Source organism: Curtobacterium sp. ME26, assembly GCF_903970945.1.
In the GTDB taxonomy this organism is placed as follows: Bacteria; Actinomycetota; Actinomycetes; order Actinomycetales; family Microbacteriaceae; genus Curtobacterium; species Curtobacterium citri.
The window spans coordinates 13,673-28,300 of sequence record NZ_CAJCKG010000012.1 but is presented as its reverse complement, the minus strand read 5'-3'; the positions used below and the strand labels follow the sequence as shown (position 1 = coordinate 28,300).

Genomic DNA, 14,628 nt, shown 5'->3' with positions numbered 1-14,628 from the left:
CGCGACCCTGTGACGGACGGGAGGCCCGTGGCGGGTCCGCCACGGGCCTCCCGTCCGTCGCGGACTCCGGAGACATCGGTGAGCGTCGTCGGAGCCGCGTCCGCGTGGCCGCCGAAGTTCCGGCGCATGCTGTCGTACCGCCGTGCCCTCGGTGTGCTCCGCTGCCCGGATACGACCGGATGCGTGTCATGCATCCGCGGATCGATGATCGCGGGCCGCATAGGCGCGGATCAGGCGACGACGGAGGAATCGACCCACCGGGCGGTCGATGCAGCGGTGTACTGCGATGCCCAGGCCGACGGATGCGACGACCGACACCACGACGACGGGGAGCCACGGGACCTGACGTACGCCGAACCACCCGAGGGCGCGCGGGAGCACCTGGGCGACGAGCGGGTGGGTGAGGTACAAGGCGAAGGCGCTGTCCCCGCACATCACCACCCAGTCGGGAAGCCTCGAGCCGTACCGCCGCTCGACGGACACCACGAGTGCGAAGGTGATCGTCAGGAGCGCGAAGACGACGGCCGAGACGGCGGCAGGGCCGGATCGGACAACTCCGATCGCGATGATCAGTGCTGTCAGCGCCGAGCAGGTCGCGATCGGGGCGAGGACCTGGCCGGATCGGACAGCCCGCGCGATCGACATGCCCGCGACCAGGAAGAGGACGAGGGGATTCGCGTAGAACCAGATCGCACTGCCCTCGTCCGGTCGCCATGCGGCGAGGATCGCGAAGAGCACCAACACCGCTGAGACGGAGCGCACCGGATCGATCCGGACCGCCATGGCTGCCGTGACCAGGAAGTAGAACGCTGCTTCGAAGACCAGGGTCCACTCGACGCCCCACAGCATCGGGGCGATGCCGTGCTGACCGCGGGACGGCACGAGCAAGAACGACGTGAGGACGCGGACCGGAGTGAGCGCGCCGTCGAACATGGCACCGGGCACGACGACGGCCGCGATGATCTTGGTGGTCGTCATCAGCCAGGCGAGCGGCAGGATCCGGATCGCGCGTCGGAGGGCGAAGGTCTGCCAATCCGGCTCACGGCCGGAGTCGATGACGAGGACGACGACGAAGCCGCTGATCAAGAAGAAGACAGAGACGCAGACATCGCCCAGGAGTGCGCTCGACGGCGCTTGTGCGCCGGAGCCGGCGTCGCGGTTGACCCAGTAGCACGCATGAAGGGCGACGACGAGGAGTGCGCTCAGAAAACGGAGCGCTTGCACACCTCGGTAGGTCGTGGACGGCGCTTCAGTGGCGGGGGGGATGAGCACCCACCCAGTTTGCCGCCCGAGAGTTCCAGCGCAAGACATTTCACATGCCTGTGGATTCATCCTCCCGCTGCGGAGAGTCACTCGTGATCACGGCGCGCAGGAGCAGTTCCGTGCCGCGAGCGCCGCGCTCGCGTGCGATGTCGAGCGCCGTGCGGCCGGCCGCGTCCCGCAGGTCGACATCGGCTCCGCGTTCGAGGAGCGCCTCGGCTGCACTCCGTCGGTCGAACCAGGTGGCAGCGTGCAGCGGCGCCAGCCCCCAGCGCGGGTCGAGATCGTCGATGCCGGACGACGCGGAAGTGAACCCGTCCAGTTCGAGTGAGAGTCCGCCGATGTCACCGTGCGCCGCCGCGCGCACCGCGGGGGAGGCCCACTCCACCCAGCCGTCCGGCACCGGCCCGTGCCAGCCGTGTGGTGGCCGTCCCTCCAGCTCGGACCAGGCCGCTCCGTCGACGGGACAGACCTCGATCGCCACATCGCGGAAGTGCACCGCTAGTTCACCCGTCGGCGAGACCAGCAGACGGAGCTCCCAGACGTCCGCGTCCACGTGTGCGATCTCGCCTCGTGAGACCTGCACGTCGCCCGAGAGCAGAGCGAGTGACTCGATGTCCTCCGGCTCCAGCACTGCGCGGGAGAACCGCAGCGTGACCCTGGCGTGGTTCCACCGGCGCCACAGTCCGTCCGGGGTGTCGAGCACCTCGTCCGTCCGGACCACCACGGTCGCGTGCAGGGTCTGCCCCGGCGCCGAGCCCGCGCCGGCGGCGTCATCGGGGACACCGCTGACCTGCCACTCGGCGAACCGAGCCTCGTTCCAGGTGATCGATGCGAGAGCCGCGACCGAGGGCGGTGCGTCGACGATCAGACGGGCGAGGTACTGCGGGTACCCCTCGACGTCCTCGAGTGAGACGTACCCGGCCGCGGGCCAACCCACTCGACTCCATCGCACTGTTCGAGGCTACCGGGCGTCGCTGCTCCCGAGGGACCTGGGTGGCAGGAGCAGCGACGCGTGGCGGGGGAACGGTCAGCGCTCCTGCTGCTCGACGGTGTTGTCCTGCCCGATGTCCTGGACGGTGCTCTCGCCCCCGTGGGTGATCGTGTTCCGACTGCCGGGGACGATGATCTCCTTCGCCGACGCTGCATGGACGATGACGCCGTCGCCCTCGACCACGAGCTTCGACACCGCGCCGAGCTCGATCGTCGAACCTGGCGTCGCTGCGCCCACGATGGAGACGCGGTCGCAGTCGAGGGAGAACTCGTCGTCAGCAGGGAGATCGGAAGCGAGGATCCGAGCGACTCCGTCCTTGCAGACGTTGTACTCCGTCGACGGCGAACGGGTCGGTGCGGGGGACGTGGACTTCGACGCCTTGTCGTTCGTCGCGGCACCCGAGCAGGCGGTGAGCGTCGCCGCGAGTGCGAGACCGAGGGACAGGGCGACGAGTGTGTTCTTCGTGGACATGGGCTCTCCTTGTGTCGTGGTGCTTCAGTTGGGTGGTGGGGTCAGGGTGTCCGACCGGATCGGGAAGGGTCCTCGTGGTACGTGGTGTAGGCCCCGTAGGAGTCGGACCCCTTGCGGGAGGCCTTGCTCATGACCAGCCCGAGCGTCGCCGCACGAGCGTTCGACAGGGCCTGGAGTGCGCTGGCGACCTGGTGGCGGCTGGCTCGTGCTGCTGCGATGACCAACACGGCGCCGTCGGTGATGCGGCTGAGCACCGCGGCATCCGTCACGGGGAGCAGCGGTGGTGCATCGAAGATCACCGTGTCGAAGTCGGCCGCGAGTTGCTCGACCAACTTCGACATCGCGAAGCTCCCGAGCAGCTCGCTGGGGTTCGGCGGGACCTGCCCGGCGGGCAGGATCCTGAGTCCGCCGAGCCCCCACGGGAGCATGACGTCCTCGAGTTCCGTCCGTCCGAGGAGGACGTCGGTCAGGCCTGCCGAGCCCTCCAAGCCCATCAACGCCGCGACGCGGGGGCGACGGAGGTCGGCGTCGACCAGTGCGACGCGTCTACCGTTCTCGCTCATCGCGATCGCGAGGTTCGCCGCGATGGTGCTCTTGCCTTCGCCGGCGAGGGCCGAGGTGATGGTCAGTGTTCGTGTCGGGCTCTGCAGATCGATGAACTGGACGTTGGTCCGGAGGGCTCGGAAGGCCTCGGCGACGGGGTTGCGCGGATCGGCGTGCACGACGAGCGGTCGACGTTCGAGCGACGGTTCGACGCTGATCGTCCCGAGCAGCGGCGCATCTGACACCTGCTCGAGGTCGCTGATCGTTCGCAGCCTGGTGTCCAGGGCCTGGAGGACGAGGGCACCCCCGGTGCCTGTCGTGAGGCCGGCGACCAGTCCGAGGAGGACGTTGACGACGAGGCCCGGCGTTGCGGCGGCACTGGGCGTCTCCGCGGGCTGGATGACCTCGGGGCGCACCAGCGAGGTGCCGCCATCGACCGGTTTCTCGAGGCGCTCCGTCACCACGTCGATGAACGAGCGGGCCACCGCGTCGGCGATGTGCTGCGCCGTCTTCGGTTCGGGGTCCCGCACGGTGATGTCGACGAGCACGCTGTTCGCGGGGGAGAACGCGGTGATCTGCTCCGCGAGTTCCTCGACGTCCTGTTCGAGACCGAGGTCCTCGATGACCGGTTCGAGCACGCTCGCACTGGTGATCACCGCGAGGTAGGAGGTGACCTTCTGCTGTGCGGCATTGTTCCCCTGCGCGAGTTGCGTCACGTCTGTGCCCGATGGCTCCACGGCCACGAAGAGTTCTGTGATCGCGTCGTACTGCGGGGTCGATACCCACGTCCAACCCCCTCCGAGGAGTGCCCCGAGGAGCGTCGCGATGGCGACCAGGGCTCGGGAGCGACGGAGCGCGCGGGCGATGTCGGTGAAGGTCAAGGGGGACTCCGATCGTGGATGACGACCGTATCAGTATATCACATGTGTTATGCGAACGAGTGATCGGCGGACGGCCCGTGGGAGGGCCGTCCGCCGATGGACTCAGTTCGCGGGGCTCAGCGTGATCGTGTTGGAGTCACTGAACGTCCCGTCCGCGCGCTTCTGGGTCGCGGTGAGGTTGTACACGGCGCTCGGTCCGATGTTGTCGCTGTAGGACCACTTCCCGCGGCTGTCAGCCTGCGTCGTCCCGAACGGTCCCCAGTCGGCGCTGATCGTGATCTCTGCCCCGGGCGCGGAGGTGCCGGAGATCGTGGTCCAGGCGCCGGGCACGTAGGTGCCGCTCGGGGTGTCGATCACCACCGGAGCATCAGCAGGCACCACGGGCTTCAGCGTGATCGTGTTCGACGTGCTCGAGGTCCCGTCCGTCCGCTCCTGACGTGCCGTCAGGATGTACTCGGCAGAAGGGCCGAGGTCACCCCAGAAGGTCCAGGAACCGTTGTCGTCCGCGGTCACCGTCGGCTCCAGCGGGCCCCAGCTCGCGTTCAGGGTGATGACGGCGTTCGGGCTGGAGGTGCCGGAGACCTTCGTCTGGCCGTCCGGGTTGTACGTGCCGCTCGGCGTGTCGATCACGACGGGCGATGACTGGTCGGCCTCGGGCTTGAGCACGATCGTGTTCGACTTGCTCGTGGAGCCGTCGCCGCGGGTCTGCGTCGCCGTCAGCTCGTAGATCGCGCTCGGTCCGATGTGCGCCCACCATGCCCAGTCGCCGTTCTGGTCGGCGTACACGGTGTCGAGGTACCCGAACGACGCGGAGATGTCCACGCGGGCGAACGGCGTCGCGGTTCCGCGGACGAGCGTCGTCTCCCCGGGCGAGTAGAAGCCGCTCGGCGTCGTGATCGCGACCTCCTTGTGCTCGGACGAACCCTTCGGCGCGAGCTTGAACACGGCCGACTCGGACGTGCTGCCGTCGACACGCTCCTGCGAGGCGACGAGGTTGTAGGACGACGACGGGCCGTACCAGCCCCAGGCCTCCCACTTCCCGTTGCGGTCCGCCGTGACGGGTGCGAGCGTGTCCCAGTCGGAGCGCACGGTGACCTGTGCGTACGGCGTCGCCGTACCGGCGATCCGCGTGATCTCGCCCGGCGTGTAGTAGCCGTCGGTGGGTTCGGTGATGGCGACCGCGGTCGCCTCCTGGGAGCCGTTCGGCACGACGTCGGTGGACGAGGACGTGCGCAGCGCGCCCTTGGACTGCTGGGTCGCGGTGATCTTGACGGAGGAGGTGCCGCCCGGGATCTCGATGTCGGCGGACCACGTCGTGCCGGACACGGTCGTCTCGACCTGCTCGTCACCGGCCTGGACGGTGACCTCGGCTCCGTCCTGGCCCGTTCCGGAGACCGTCACCGTCCCGGGCGAGACCGTACCGGACGGGCCGGTGATCGCGACGCTGGCGCCGTAGTCGATCGTCGTCTCGGCGGTCTGGGTCCCGTCGTCGACCCCGGTCTGCTCGATGACCAGCTCGTGGGAGCCGGGTCCGATCGGGTCGATCTCCGTCGACCACTTGCCGTCGACCACCTTCACCGGTCCGGCGATCGTCTCGCCGGTGGCCTTGTTCTTCACCGTGATCTCGCCACCGTTCACACCGGTGCCGCTCACTACTGCCTTCTTCGTGATGTCGCTGAGGAAGCTGGCTTCAGCGGTCGGCTTCGCGACGGCGGACTTGCCCGGGTTGATCGTGATCTCGGTGGTGGTGGTGTTGTAGCCCTTGCTCACCGTCGACGCGACGAGCTGGTACTCACGGTCCTCGAGGTCCGCGATCGCCATGTCCCAGGTGCCGTCCTGCTTGCTCGCCTCGGCCGAGCCGAGGATCGAGTCTGGCTTGCCCTTCTCGAACACCTTGACGAGCGCGCCCGGCTGGGACTTGCCCTCGAGATCGAGCGTGCTGCCGGGCTCGAGCGCGGCACCGTCCGCCGGCGAGGTGATCTCGGTGCCCGTGCCGTAGTCGACCGGCAGGGTCTGCTTGCCGTTGTCTGCACCCCGGATCACCTGCACGATGTCGAGGGTGTCGACACCGGCCTTGTTCGGTGCGTTCACGCCGGCGGTCCACGTACCGTCGGCGTCCACCGGCACCTTGTTCACGGCCTTCCCCCCGCGACGGATCTCGACCTTCGTGTGAGGGGTGGCCTTACCGCTCAGCTGCACGACCGTCCGAGGGTCCGGGTCGAACTTCGCAGACGCGGTGACCTCCTGCACCCGCAGGTCGACAGGGACGTCGATGCTCCCAAGCGGCTCCTCACCGTCGTAGGCGCGGACCGTCACCGTGTTCTCACCGAGGGCGAGCTTGTCGAGCGGCAGCGAGAAGGTGTCGTCCTGCAGGGAGATGTTGCGCTGCTGGTCGCCCCAGGCCACCTCGACTCGGTCCGCGTTCGTCGGGGTGGAGCCGGTCAGGAGTGCCGTGCCCTCCTCGACGTTGATGTCCGTTGCGTTCGCGTCCAGAGCGAGCGGCAGGGTGACCTCCTGGCGCTGCCCGCGGTCGTCCGACCAGATCGTGGCGCTGGTGACGTCCGACGGCAGCTCGAGGACCGCGCGCCGGATCCATCCGGAGTCGTCGGCCTTGATGATCTGGTAGTCCTGCTTGCTGGTGTCGCCGCGCGACACGTGGATCGTCGCGTCGGGGGCGTCCGCGAACGCCGTGAGCGTGCGCCGGCTGCCGCTCTTGCCGACGGCGACCTTCGTGAGCGGGGAACTGTGCAGCGGGACCGCGGTGAAGGCGGGACTGCCCGCCGGACGGACGAGCAAGCTGGTGCCGGCGGTGAGGTCCCGCTCCAACTGGATCTCGTACTCCTTGTTGACCGAGGCGGTGACGGCGCGCCAGGATTCCCCGTTGTCGGCACTGACCTCGATGAGGCTGGCGTCCTTCGTGGTGGTCCCGCTGAGCGTGAAGGAGTCGTCGCGTTCGTCGTAGGACGTCGTGGCGGAGAAGATGGAGGGGCGGGTCAAGAAGAGGCCCCAGGACTTGCCGTTGACCCACTCGTTGCCGACGCGGACACCGGCGTACACGTAGACGGCACCCTTCTTGCCGGGCTTGAGCCCCATCTCGTCGAAGTCGACGCGGAACTGGACCTTCTGGGAGCCGGTCGTGTCTGCCGACGAGCCGACGCTCCAGAGGTCGCGCTGGGACGCATCGCGCGAGAACCCGGTGCGGTCCTGCGTGTAGGCGAAGGCAGCGGTCGTCTTCCCGCCGGTGTCGGGCAGTGTGGCCTCGAGCACTGCTCCGTTGTCGTCGCTGTCGACGACGTGCACGTCGGTCAGTGCCTCGGGGAGGGCACCCCGGGTGATCGCGGTCGAGTTCGTCGAGGAGCCCGTCCAGAAGTCACTGCTGGACGGTGGGGCGAAATCACCCTTCCACTGCATCGTTGCCGTGGCGGTGCCGCTGAAGGAGTCGTCGACGACGAGTTTCGGCCTGAACTCCCACCACTGGCCCTTGCGGATGTAGCTGCCGGTCACGTCGTCGGACGTGCACGTCAGGACCGTCCCACCGAGACTGAGAGCGCAACCCTTCGCGCTCAGCTTGGAGTCGTACAGGACGGGGACCTCGTCTTGGTCCGCGAAGTGTGTCCCGGTGGGCGCTCGGAACGTGAAGGTGGTGTTCCGCACCTGGAAGTTCGCCGTCGTCTGGAACAGGAAGGGCACCTCCACCTCGCTCTGCCCCTGCTCCATGGTGGTTGCGGTCGGGGTGGCGAACAACGGCATGAACTCCGCCGGACCGAGGTCCATCGCATCGCCCTGACTGGCGCTGAGGCTCGCGCGCAGGCCCTTGGCGGTGGCGTTCACACCCATGTAGGCGTGGTTGTCGACGCGGCGCAGCTTGGTGCCGCCCTCGACCTCCCACACCTGTGCGGTGTCACACGACTCGAGGCGGACCTTGTAGGTGCCCGTGTCCCTCAGGCAGTCCTTCGTGCCGGAGAGACGAACCTTGGCGGACCCGCTGGTCGGCACGTCGTAACTCGCAGCGGCTGCGCGAGCCGCCGCAACGGTGTCGAACGGGGTGGCCGCGACGCGGTCGTCCGTCGGGATGTTCGACGAGCCGACCGCCCAGAACTTGCCGTCTGCCTTGAACACCAGCTTCCGGGTGATCGTCCCGGCATCTGCGGCGGCGTAGCTCGCGGCTGGCCCGAAGCTCAGCCCTGTGACGATGGTTGCAGCAGCCAGGCCGGTGGCCCCTACTGCGCGGAGTGTCTTCTTCATGTGCGAGGAGTTGTCTTTCCGAGGTCAGCCGTGCAGACACACGGCTCCGACATGTACATGTGGAATATCGCACCAATTTCCTGAAAACATGCCACACGCGAGAGGTAGCGGAACCTGACAGGAGTCGACGCAACTCTCGCCTTCCGCGCTTGACGTGCCGCCCATCCCGAGTAAACTTGAGTGCAGCGGACGCAACTCCGCGTAGGCTTCAGCAAGACCACGAACCAACAGAAGGAGCACCACAACATGGGACGTGCAGTAGGCATCGACCTCGGAACCACCAACTCGGTCGTCAGCGTGCTCGAGGGTGGCGAGCCCACCGTCATCGCGAACGCCGAGGGCCTCCGCACCACGCCGTCGATCGTCGCCTTCACGAAGGACGGCGAGGTCCTGGTCGGCGAGACCGCGAAGCGCCAGGCCGTCACGAACGTCGACCGCACCATCGCGAGCGTCAAGCGCCACATCGGCACCGACTGGAAGGTCGACATCGACGGCAAGAGCTACACGCCGCAGGAGATCTCGGCCCGCACCCTCGGCAAGCTCAAGCGCGACGCCGAGCAGTACCTCGGCGAGGACGTCACGGACGCGGTCATCACCGTCCCGGCGTACTTCAACGACGCCGAGCGCCAGGCCACGAAGGACGCCGGTGAGATCGCCGGCCTCAACGTCCTCCGCATCATCAACGAGCCGACCGCTGCGGCGCTCGCCTACGGCCTCGACAAGGGCAAGGAGGACGAGCTCATCCTGGTCTTCGACCTCGGTGGCGGCACGTTCGACGTCTCCCTGCTCGAGGTGGGCAAGGACGACGACTTCTCCACGATCCAGGTCCGCGCGACCTCCGGCGACAACCGCCTCGGTGGCGACGACTGGGACCAGCGCATCGTCGACCACCTCGTCAAGAAGTTCAAGAGCGAGCACGGCGTCGACCTGTCGACCGACAAGATCGCCAAGCAGCGTCTGAAGGAAGCGGCGGAGCAGGCCAAGAAGGAGCTGTCGTCGCAGATGTCGGCGAACATCCAGCTCCCGTACCTGACGCTGACCGCCGACGGCCCCCTCAACCTCGACGAGACCATCTCGCGCGCGCAGTTCGAGCAGATGACCTCCGACCTGCTCGACCGCACGAAGAAGCCCTTCAACGACGTCATCAAGGAGGCCGGTGTCAGCGTCAACGACATCGCGCACGTGGTGCTCGTCGGCGGTTCGACCCGCATGCCCGCCGTGGCCGAGGTCGTCAAGAGCCTGACCGGCGGCAAGCAGCCGAACCAGGGCGTCAACCCGGACGAGGTCGTCGCCGTCGGCGCCGCGCTGCAGGCCGGTGTGCTGAAGGGCGAGCGCAAGGACGTCCTGCTCATCGACGTCACGCCCCTGTCGCTCGGCATCGAGACCAAGGGCGGGCTGATGACGAAGCTCATCGACCGCAACACCGCGATCCCGACCAAGCGCAGCGAGACCTTCACGACCGCCGACGACAACCAGCCGTCGGTCGCGATCCAGGTCTTCCAGGGCGAGCGCGAGTTCACCCGTGACAACAAGCCGCTCGGCACCTTCGAGCTCACCGGCATCGCGCCGGCTCCCCGTGGCGTCCCGCAGGTCGAGGTCACCTTCGACATCGACGCCAACGGCATCGTGCACGTGTCCGCGAAGGACAAGGGCACCGGCAAGGAGCAGTCGATGGTCATCTCCGGCGGCTCGTCGCTGCCGAAGGAGGACATCGAGCGCATGGTCCGCGAGGCCGAGGAGCACGCGGCCGAGGACAAGGCCCGTCGCGAGGCGAACGAGCGTCGCAACCAGGCCGAGCAGCTCGTCTACTCGATCGAGAAGCTCATCAAGGAGAACGACGAGAAGCTCCCCGCGGACGTCAAGTCCGAGGTGCAGGGCGACGTCGACGCCCTCAAGTCCGCGCTCGCGGGTGACGACGACGAGGCCGTGAGGAGCGCCTTCGACAAGCTCAACGAGTCGCAGGGCAAGCTCGGCCAGGCCATCTACAGCCAGCAGGACGCGGGTGCCGCGGCCGGTGGCGAGCAGCCGGCCGGCGACCAGGGCCAGCAGCAGGCGGACGACGAGGACATCGTCGACGCCGAGGTCGTGGACGACGAGGACGACAAGGACAAGAAGTAGCCATGACGGACCCGAAGGACAACGTGCCCGAGGACGCCGAGCCCCAGGTCGAGGGCGACGCCACCAACGCGCAGGAGCCCGAGGACCTCGTCGAGGCGGAGGGGCCGGACGTCGAAGTGCCGACGGACGCCCCCGCCGCCGGCGGGCCGGACAACGACCTGTCGCCGGAGGACCAGGCCCTGCTCGACGACGCCGCCCGAGGCATCGAGGAGGACAAGCTGTCGCAGTCCGACCGCGACCTCGTCGCCGACATGCGCACGGACATGCTCCGGGCGCAGGCGGAGCTGGTGAACTTCCGGAAGCGCGTCGAGCGCGACCGCGAGGCGAACCGCGACGCCGTCATCGCCGAGGTCGTCCGGGCCCTGCTGCCGGCCCTCGACGACCTCACCCGCGCCGAGGCGCACGGTGACCTGACCGAGGGCCCGATGCAGGTCATCGGGCAGAAGATCCGCGGCGGCTTCGAGAAGTTCAAGCTGGTGCAGATCGGCGAGAAGGGCGAGCCCTTCGACCCGAACGTGCACGAGGCGATCGTGCAGCTGCCCACGCCGGGTGCGACCGACCAGACCGTGGCGGACGTCGTGGAGCCGGGCTACAAGCTCGGCGACCGCGTGCTCCGTGCGGCCAAGGTCGCCGTCGCGGTCCCGGCCTGACACTCGGGAGGAGGTAGGGATTCATGGCCAGTCAGGACTGGTTCGACAAGGACTTCTACAAGGTCCTCGGCGTCGACAAGACGGCGAGCGACGCTGAGCTGAAGAAGACCTACCGGAAGCTCGCCCGGCAGTACCACCCGGACTCCAACCCGGGTGACGCTGCGGCCGAGTCCCGCTTCAAGGAGATCAGCGAGGCCTACTCGGTGCTCTCCGACAAGGAGCAGCGCACCGAGTACGACCAGGTCCGCGCCATGGGCTCGGGCGCCCGCTTCACCGCGGGCGGCCCGGGCGCCCAGGGCGGTTTCGAGGACGTCTTCGGTGGCATGTTCGGGCAGCAGGGCGGTGGCGGGCAGCGCGTCCGCTTCGGCCAGGGCGGCGGCGGTGCCGGCGGCTTCGAGGACATCCTCGGCGGCATGTTCGGTGGCGGCGGCTTCGGGCAGAACTCCGGCGGCTTCCGCGGCTTCGGTGGTCCGACCAAGGGTCGCGACGTCACGGCGTCGACGACGCTCGACTTCACCACCGCGATCGCTGGCGACACCGTCAAGCTCTCGCAGGGCAACGGCCGGCCGGTCAACGTCCGCATCCCCGCGGGCGTCGCCGACGGGCAGAAGATCCGCCTGCGCGGGCGCGGCGAGCCGAGCCCGGACGGGGGAGAGGCCGGCGACCTGGTCGTCAGCGTCGCCGTCCGGAAGCACCCGGTGTTCGAGCGCGACGGGCAGCACCTGCGGGTGGACGTCCCCGTGACGTTCGCCGAGGCCGCCCTCGGCGCGACGATCCAGGTGCCGACGCTCGGCGGCGAGCCCGTCAAGCTGAAGGTCGCCCCCGGCACGCCGTCCGGTCGCGTCCTGCGCGTCAAGGGACGCGGGGTCACGACGAAGAGCGGCACCGGCGACCTCCTCGCGACCGTGCAGGTCGCGGTGCCGTCGCACCTGTCGGACAAGCAGCGCGAGGCCGTCGAGGCCCTCCGCGCCGTACTGCCCGACGAGGACCCCCGCGAGGACCTCCTCGCCAAGGCGCGCAGCTAGCGCTGCGCAACCACAGCAAGCGACCGGTCTGGAGGCCCGGTGCGGTTCCGTCAGGATCCGTCACCGGGCCTCTCCCCACCGGCACGGCCGCCCCGCCGCTGGCGCGTCGCGTCGGAACCGGCGGCGTGGGCCCGGACTGGTTTCCGGACCACGCGGACGACGGAAAGGAACGAACCATGACCGACATGGACGAGAACTCGCCCGTCTTCGCGATCGCGGTGGCGGCGGAGCTCGCGGAGATGCACCCGCAGACGCTGCGGCAGTACGACCGGCTCGGACTGGTCGTGCCGGGCCGCACTCGCGGCGGCTCCCGCCGGTACTCGATGCGCGACGTCGCGCAGCTACGCGAGATCGCGCGGCTCGGTTCCGAGGGAGTGTCGTTGGAGGGGATCCGGCGGGTGCTCGACCTCGAGAACGAGAACCAGCTGCTGCGTGATCGTGTCCGCGAGCTCGAGCGGGCGCTGGCCGACCAGCTCATCGCCCGGCCGGGCGCTCGCGTCTTCGCAGCGACGACGACCGGCGGCGCCGTGCCGTTGCGGGCGGGTATGCGCCCCCAGCGGAACACCGCGGTGGTGCTCTACCGACCGCAGCACTGAAACACCGTATTCCACCTTCTGGTTCAGTGGAGGCGTCCGTTTCGGACCCCACCGACCACCAGGAGGACCCTTGCGAACACCGTCCCTGCGGCGTCTGGCCGCGATCACCTGCGCCGCGCTCGCCCTCGTACTCGTCAGCCCTGCCACGGGCGCTTCTGCGGTGCCCGAGGCGTCGTCCGAGCAGCTGTTCGACGCCGCGACCGGCGCACGGACGTCTCCGGACCACCACGTGCAGCCGCGCGAGTTCGCCTTCGCACAGACACCGTCCGGCGTGAGCGTCCGGTCAGCGGCCTCGGGCTACTACGTCTTCGCCAAGCCGCAGTGCACCGGGGCGTGCTGGAACGTCAAGAGCCTGATCGACCGTGACGGCGAGCGCATCGCGAACCGGGTCGACACGACGGGCGGCTACTTCGTCCCGTGGCCGTCGTCGTGGGCGGAGGGCCAGACCCGGGACGCCGGGACCGTGTACAGCGTGGTGTACGACGGCTTCTTCTGGTACTGGAACTCGAACAAGGGTGTCCGGCTCGGCACCGTGACCCGGCCGTACGAGACCGCTCCGCTGCGGATCAACTCCACGAGCAAGAACGACGCGGCCCGCACCATGACCGTCGCCGGTCAGGCGACGAAGCACGCCTCCATCCGGCTCGCGGGTGGCGGTGAGCTGACGAAGGCGGACGGCAACGGGCTCTGGGCGGCGACGATCGGCGGACTGTCGCTCGGGTCGAACACGCGGACGATCCAGCAGTACGTCGGTGACCAGTTCGTGGACGAGCAGAGCGCGACGGTGACGATCGTCGACCCGGTGAAGACGGACCAGATCGTCGGGGAGACGGGTACGGCCGAGCTCACGCGGGGTGGGACGTCGGACGTGTCCGTGACCTACACGGCGAAGTCTGCGTTCACGACGCCGAACGGCCGGCTGACGGTGCAGGCGCCGGCGGGGACGGCCTTCGCACCCGGGCAGGACCAGCAGCGCGGTGAGTACCTCGACGGCGACACCTGGCGGACCTTCGGCGGCAACTCGATCGTCGGCGGCGAGCGCTCGCCCGACGGGACCCGGTACGAGTACCAGCTGGGGAACCGCAACTGGAACGTGGCCGCGGGTCAGCAGTTCCGCTTCACCTTCCGGGTCGAGACGCCGGCGGACGTCGCCACCACCTCGGGTGCGATGACCGGCACGCTCGCCGGGAGCTTCACGAACGCGACCTTCGACACGACGGCGCGCACCACGACGACCGTCGTCGGCAGGCCGTTCACCGCCGCCGTGCGCTTCTCGGAGGACGTCACCCAGCGTGCGACGCTCTCGGGGACGGGGCAGGCGGGATCCACCGTCTCGATCGGCGGAGCGTGGTTCGTGCCCCAGCCGGTGACGGTGGCGTCCGACGGCACGTGGTCGGTGACGATCCCGGCGCCGGACGCCTCGGGAGCGAAGACCCTGACGGTCACGCAGACGACCTCGGGACAGCCGACCGGTTCGGTCGAGGTCCCGGTGGACTACGGCAACGGCGTGCGCATCTACTCGCCCGCCGACGGGTTCCAGATCACCCCGGTCTGGGACACGGTCCGGGTCAGCGGCACGGCGGAGCCCGGTGCCCGGGTCAGCCTCGGTGAGGACGGCGACGCGGACCGGTACGGGACGGTGACCGCCGACGCGGACGGCAGGTGGGCGATCACGACGACACCGCTCACCATCGAGGAGCACCGGCTCGTCGCCACCGCGCTCTCGAAGGGCGCGAACACGACGACCGACCGGGTGCTCGTCGTGTCGACGTCCTGATCGAGGACCCGACCGTCGCAACGGGCCCGGGAGCGCACCGAGCGGTGCGTTCCCGGGCCCGTCCTCGT

General features: G+C 69.0%; 10 protein-coding genes. 5 read left to right on the top strand and 5 right to left on the bottom strand.

Annotation, left to right across the window (positions count from 1 at the left end):
* Positions 1-186 precede the first annotated feature (186 nt).
* The 5 genes from H7A69_RS06985 to H7A69_RS06965 all read right to left on the bottom strand — a co-directional run bounded on the left by H7A69_RS06985 (position 187) and on the right by H7A69_RS06965 (position 8,394).
* Positions 187-1,272 (bottom strand): acyltransferase family protein, encoded by a 1,086-nt coding sequence (locus H7A69_RS06985; protein ID WP_182046401.1) that lies wholly within the window; start codon positions 1,270-1,272, stop codon positions 187-189.
* A gap of 40 nt (positions 1,273-1,312) precedes the next feature.
* Entirely contained in the window at positions 1,313-2,215 is a 903-nt protein-coding gene (locus tag H7A69_RS06980; RefSeq protein WP_182046400.1) for an ankyrin repeat domain-containing protein, read from the bottom strand.
* 75 nt (positions 2,216-2,290) lie between these two features.
* A complete protein-coding gene (locus H7A69_RS06975) occupies positions 2,291-2,725 on the bottom strand; it encodes a hypothetical protein (RefSeq protein WP_182046399.1) in 435 nt (144 codons plus the stop codon).
* Between the two features lie 41 nt (positions 2,726-2,766).
* The gene (locus tag H7A69_RS06970; protein ID WP_182046398.1) at positions 2,767-4,149 is read right to left on the bottom strand and encodes a polysaccharide biosynthesis tyrosine autokinase; all 1,383 of its coding nucleotides are present in this window, start codon (positions 4,147-4,149) and stop codon (positions 2,767-2,769) included.
* A 102-nt stretch (positions 4,150-4,251) separates the two neighbouring features.
* Positions 4,252-8,394, bottom strand: coding sequence for a hypothetical protein (locus tag H7A69_RS06965; protein WP_182046397.1), 4,143 nt, complete (start codon positions 8,392-8,394; stop codon positions 4,252-4,254).
* 246 nt (positions 8,395-8,640) lie between these two features.
* Between H7A69_RS06965 and dnaK the strand changes: the two genes are divergently transcribed.
* The 5 genes from dnaK to H7A69_RS06940 all read left to right on the top strand — a co-directional run bounded on the left by dnaK (position 8,641) and on the right by H7A69_RS06940 (position 14,560).
* The gene (gene dnaK / locus H7A69_RS06960) at positions 8,641-10,512 is read left to right on the top strand and encodes a molecular chaperone DnaK (RefSeq protein WP_182046396.1); all 1,872 of its coding nucleotides are present in this window, start codon (positions 8,641-8,643) and stop codon (positions 10,510-10,512) included.
* Between the two features lie 2 nt (positions 10,513-10,514).
* Entirely contained in the window at positions 10,515-11,162 is a 648-nt protein-coding gene (locus H7A69_RS06955) for a nucleotide exchange factor GrpE (protein ID WP_182046395.1), read from the top strand.
* A gap of 23 nt (positions 11,163-11,185) precedes the next feature.
* Positions 11,186-12,187: a DnaJ C-terminal domain-containing protein gene (locus tag H7A69_RS06950; RefSeq protein ID WP_182046394.1), complete on the top strand. Its 1,002-nt coding sequence runs from the start codon at positions 11,186-11,188 to the stop codon at positions 12,185-12,187.
* Positions 12,188-12,372: 185 nt separating this feature from the next.
* Positions 12,373-12,783: a heat shock protein transcriptional repressor HspR gene (locus H7A69_RS06945; RefSeq protein WP_182046444.1), complete on the top strand. Its 411-nt coding sequence runs from the start codon at positions 12,373-12,375 to the stop codon at positions 12,781-12,783.
* Between the two features lie 70 nt (positions 12,784-12,853).
* Positions 12,854-14,560, top strand: a complete 1,707-nt coding sequence (locus tag H7A69_RS06940; RefSeq protein WP_182046393.1) for a hypothetical protein — start codon at positions 12,854-12,856, stop codon at positions 14,558-14,560.
* The last annotated feature ends 68 nt before the right edge of the window (positions 14,561-14,628 follow it).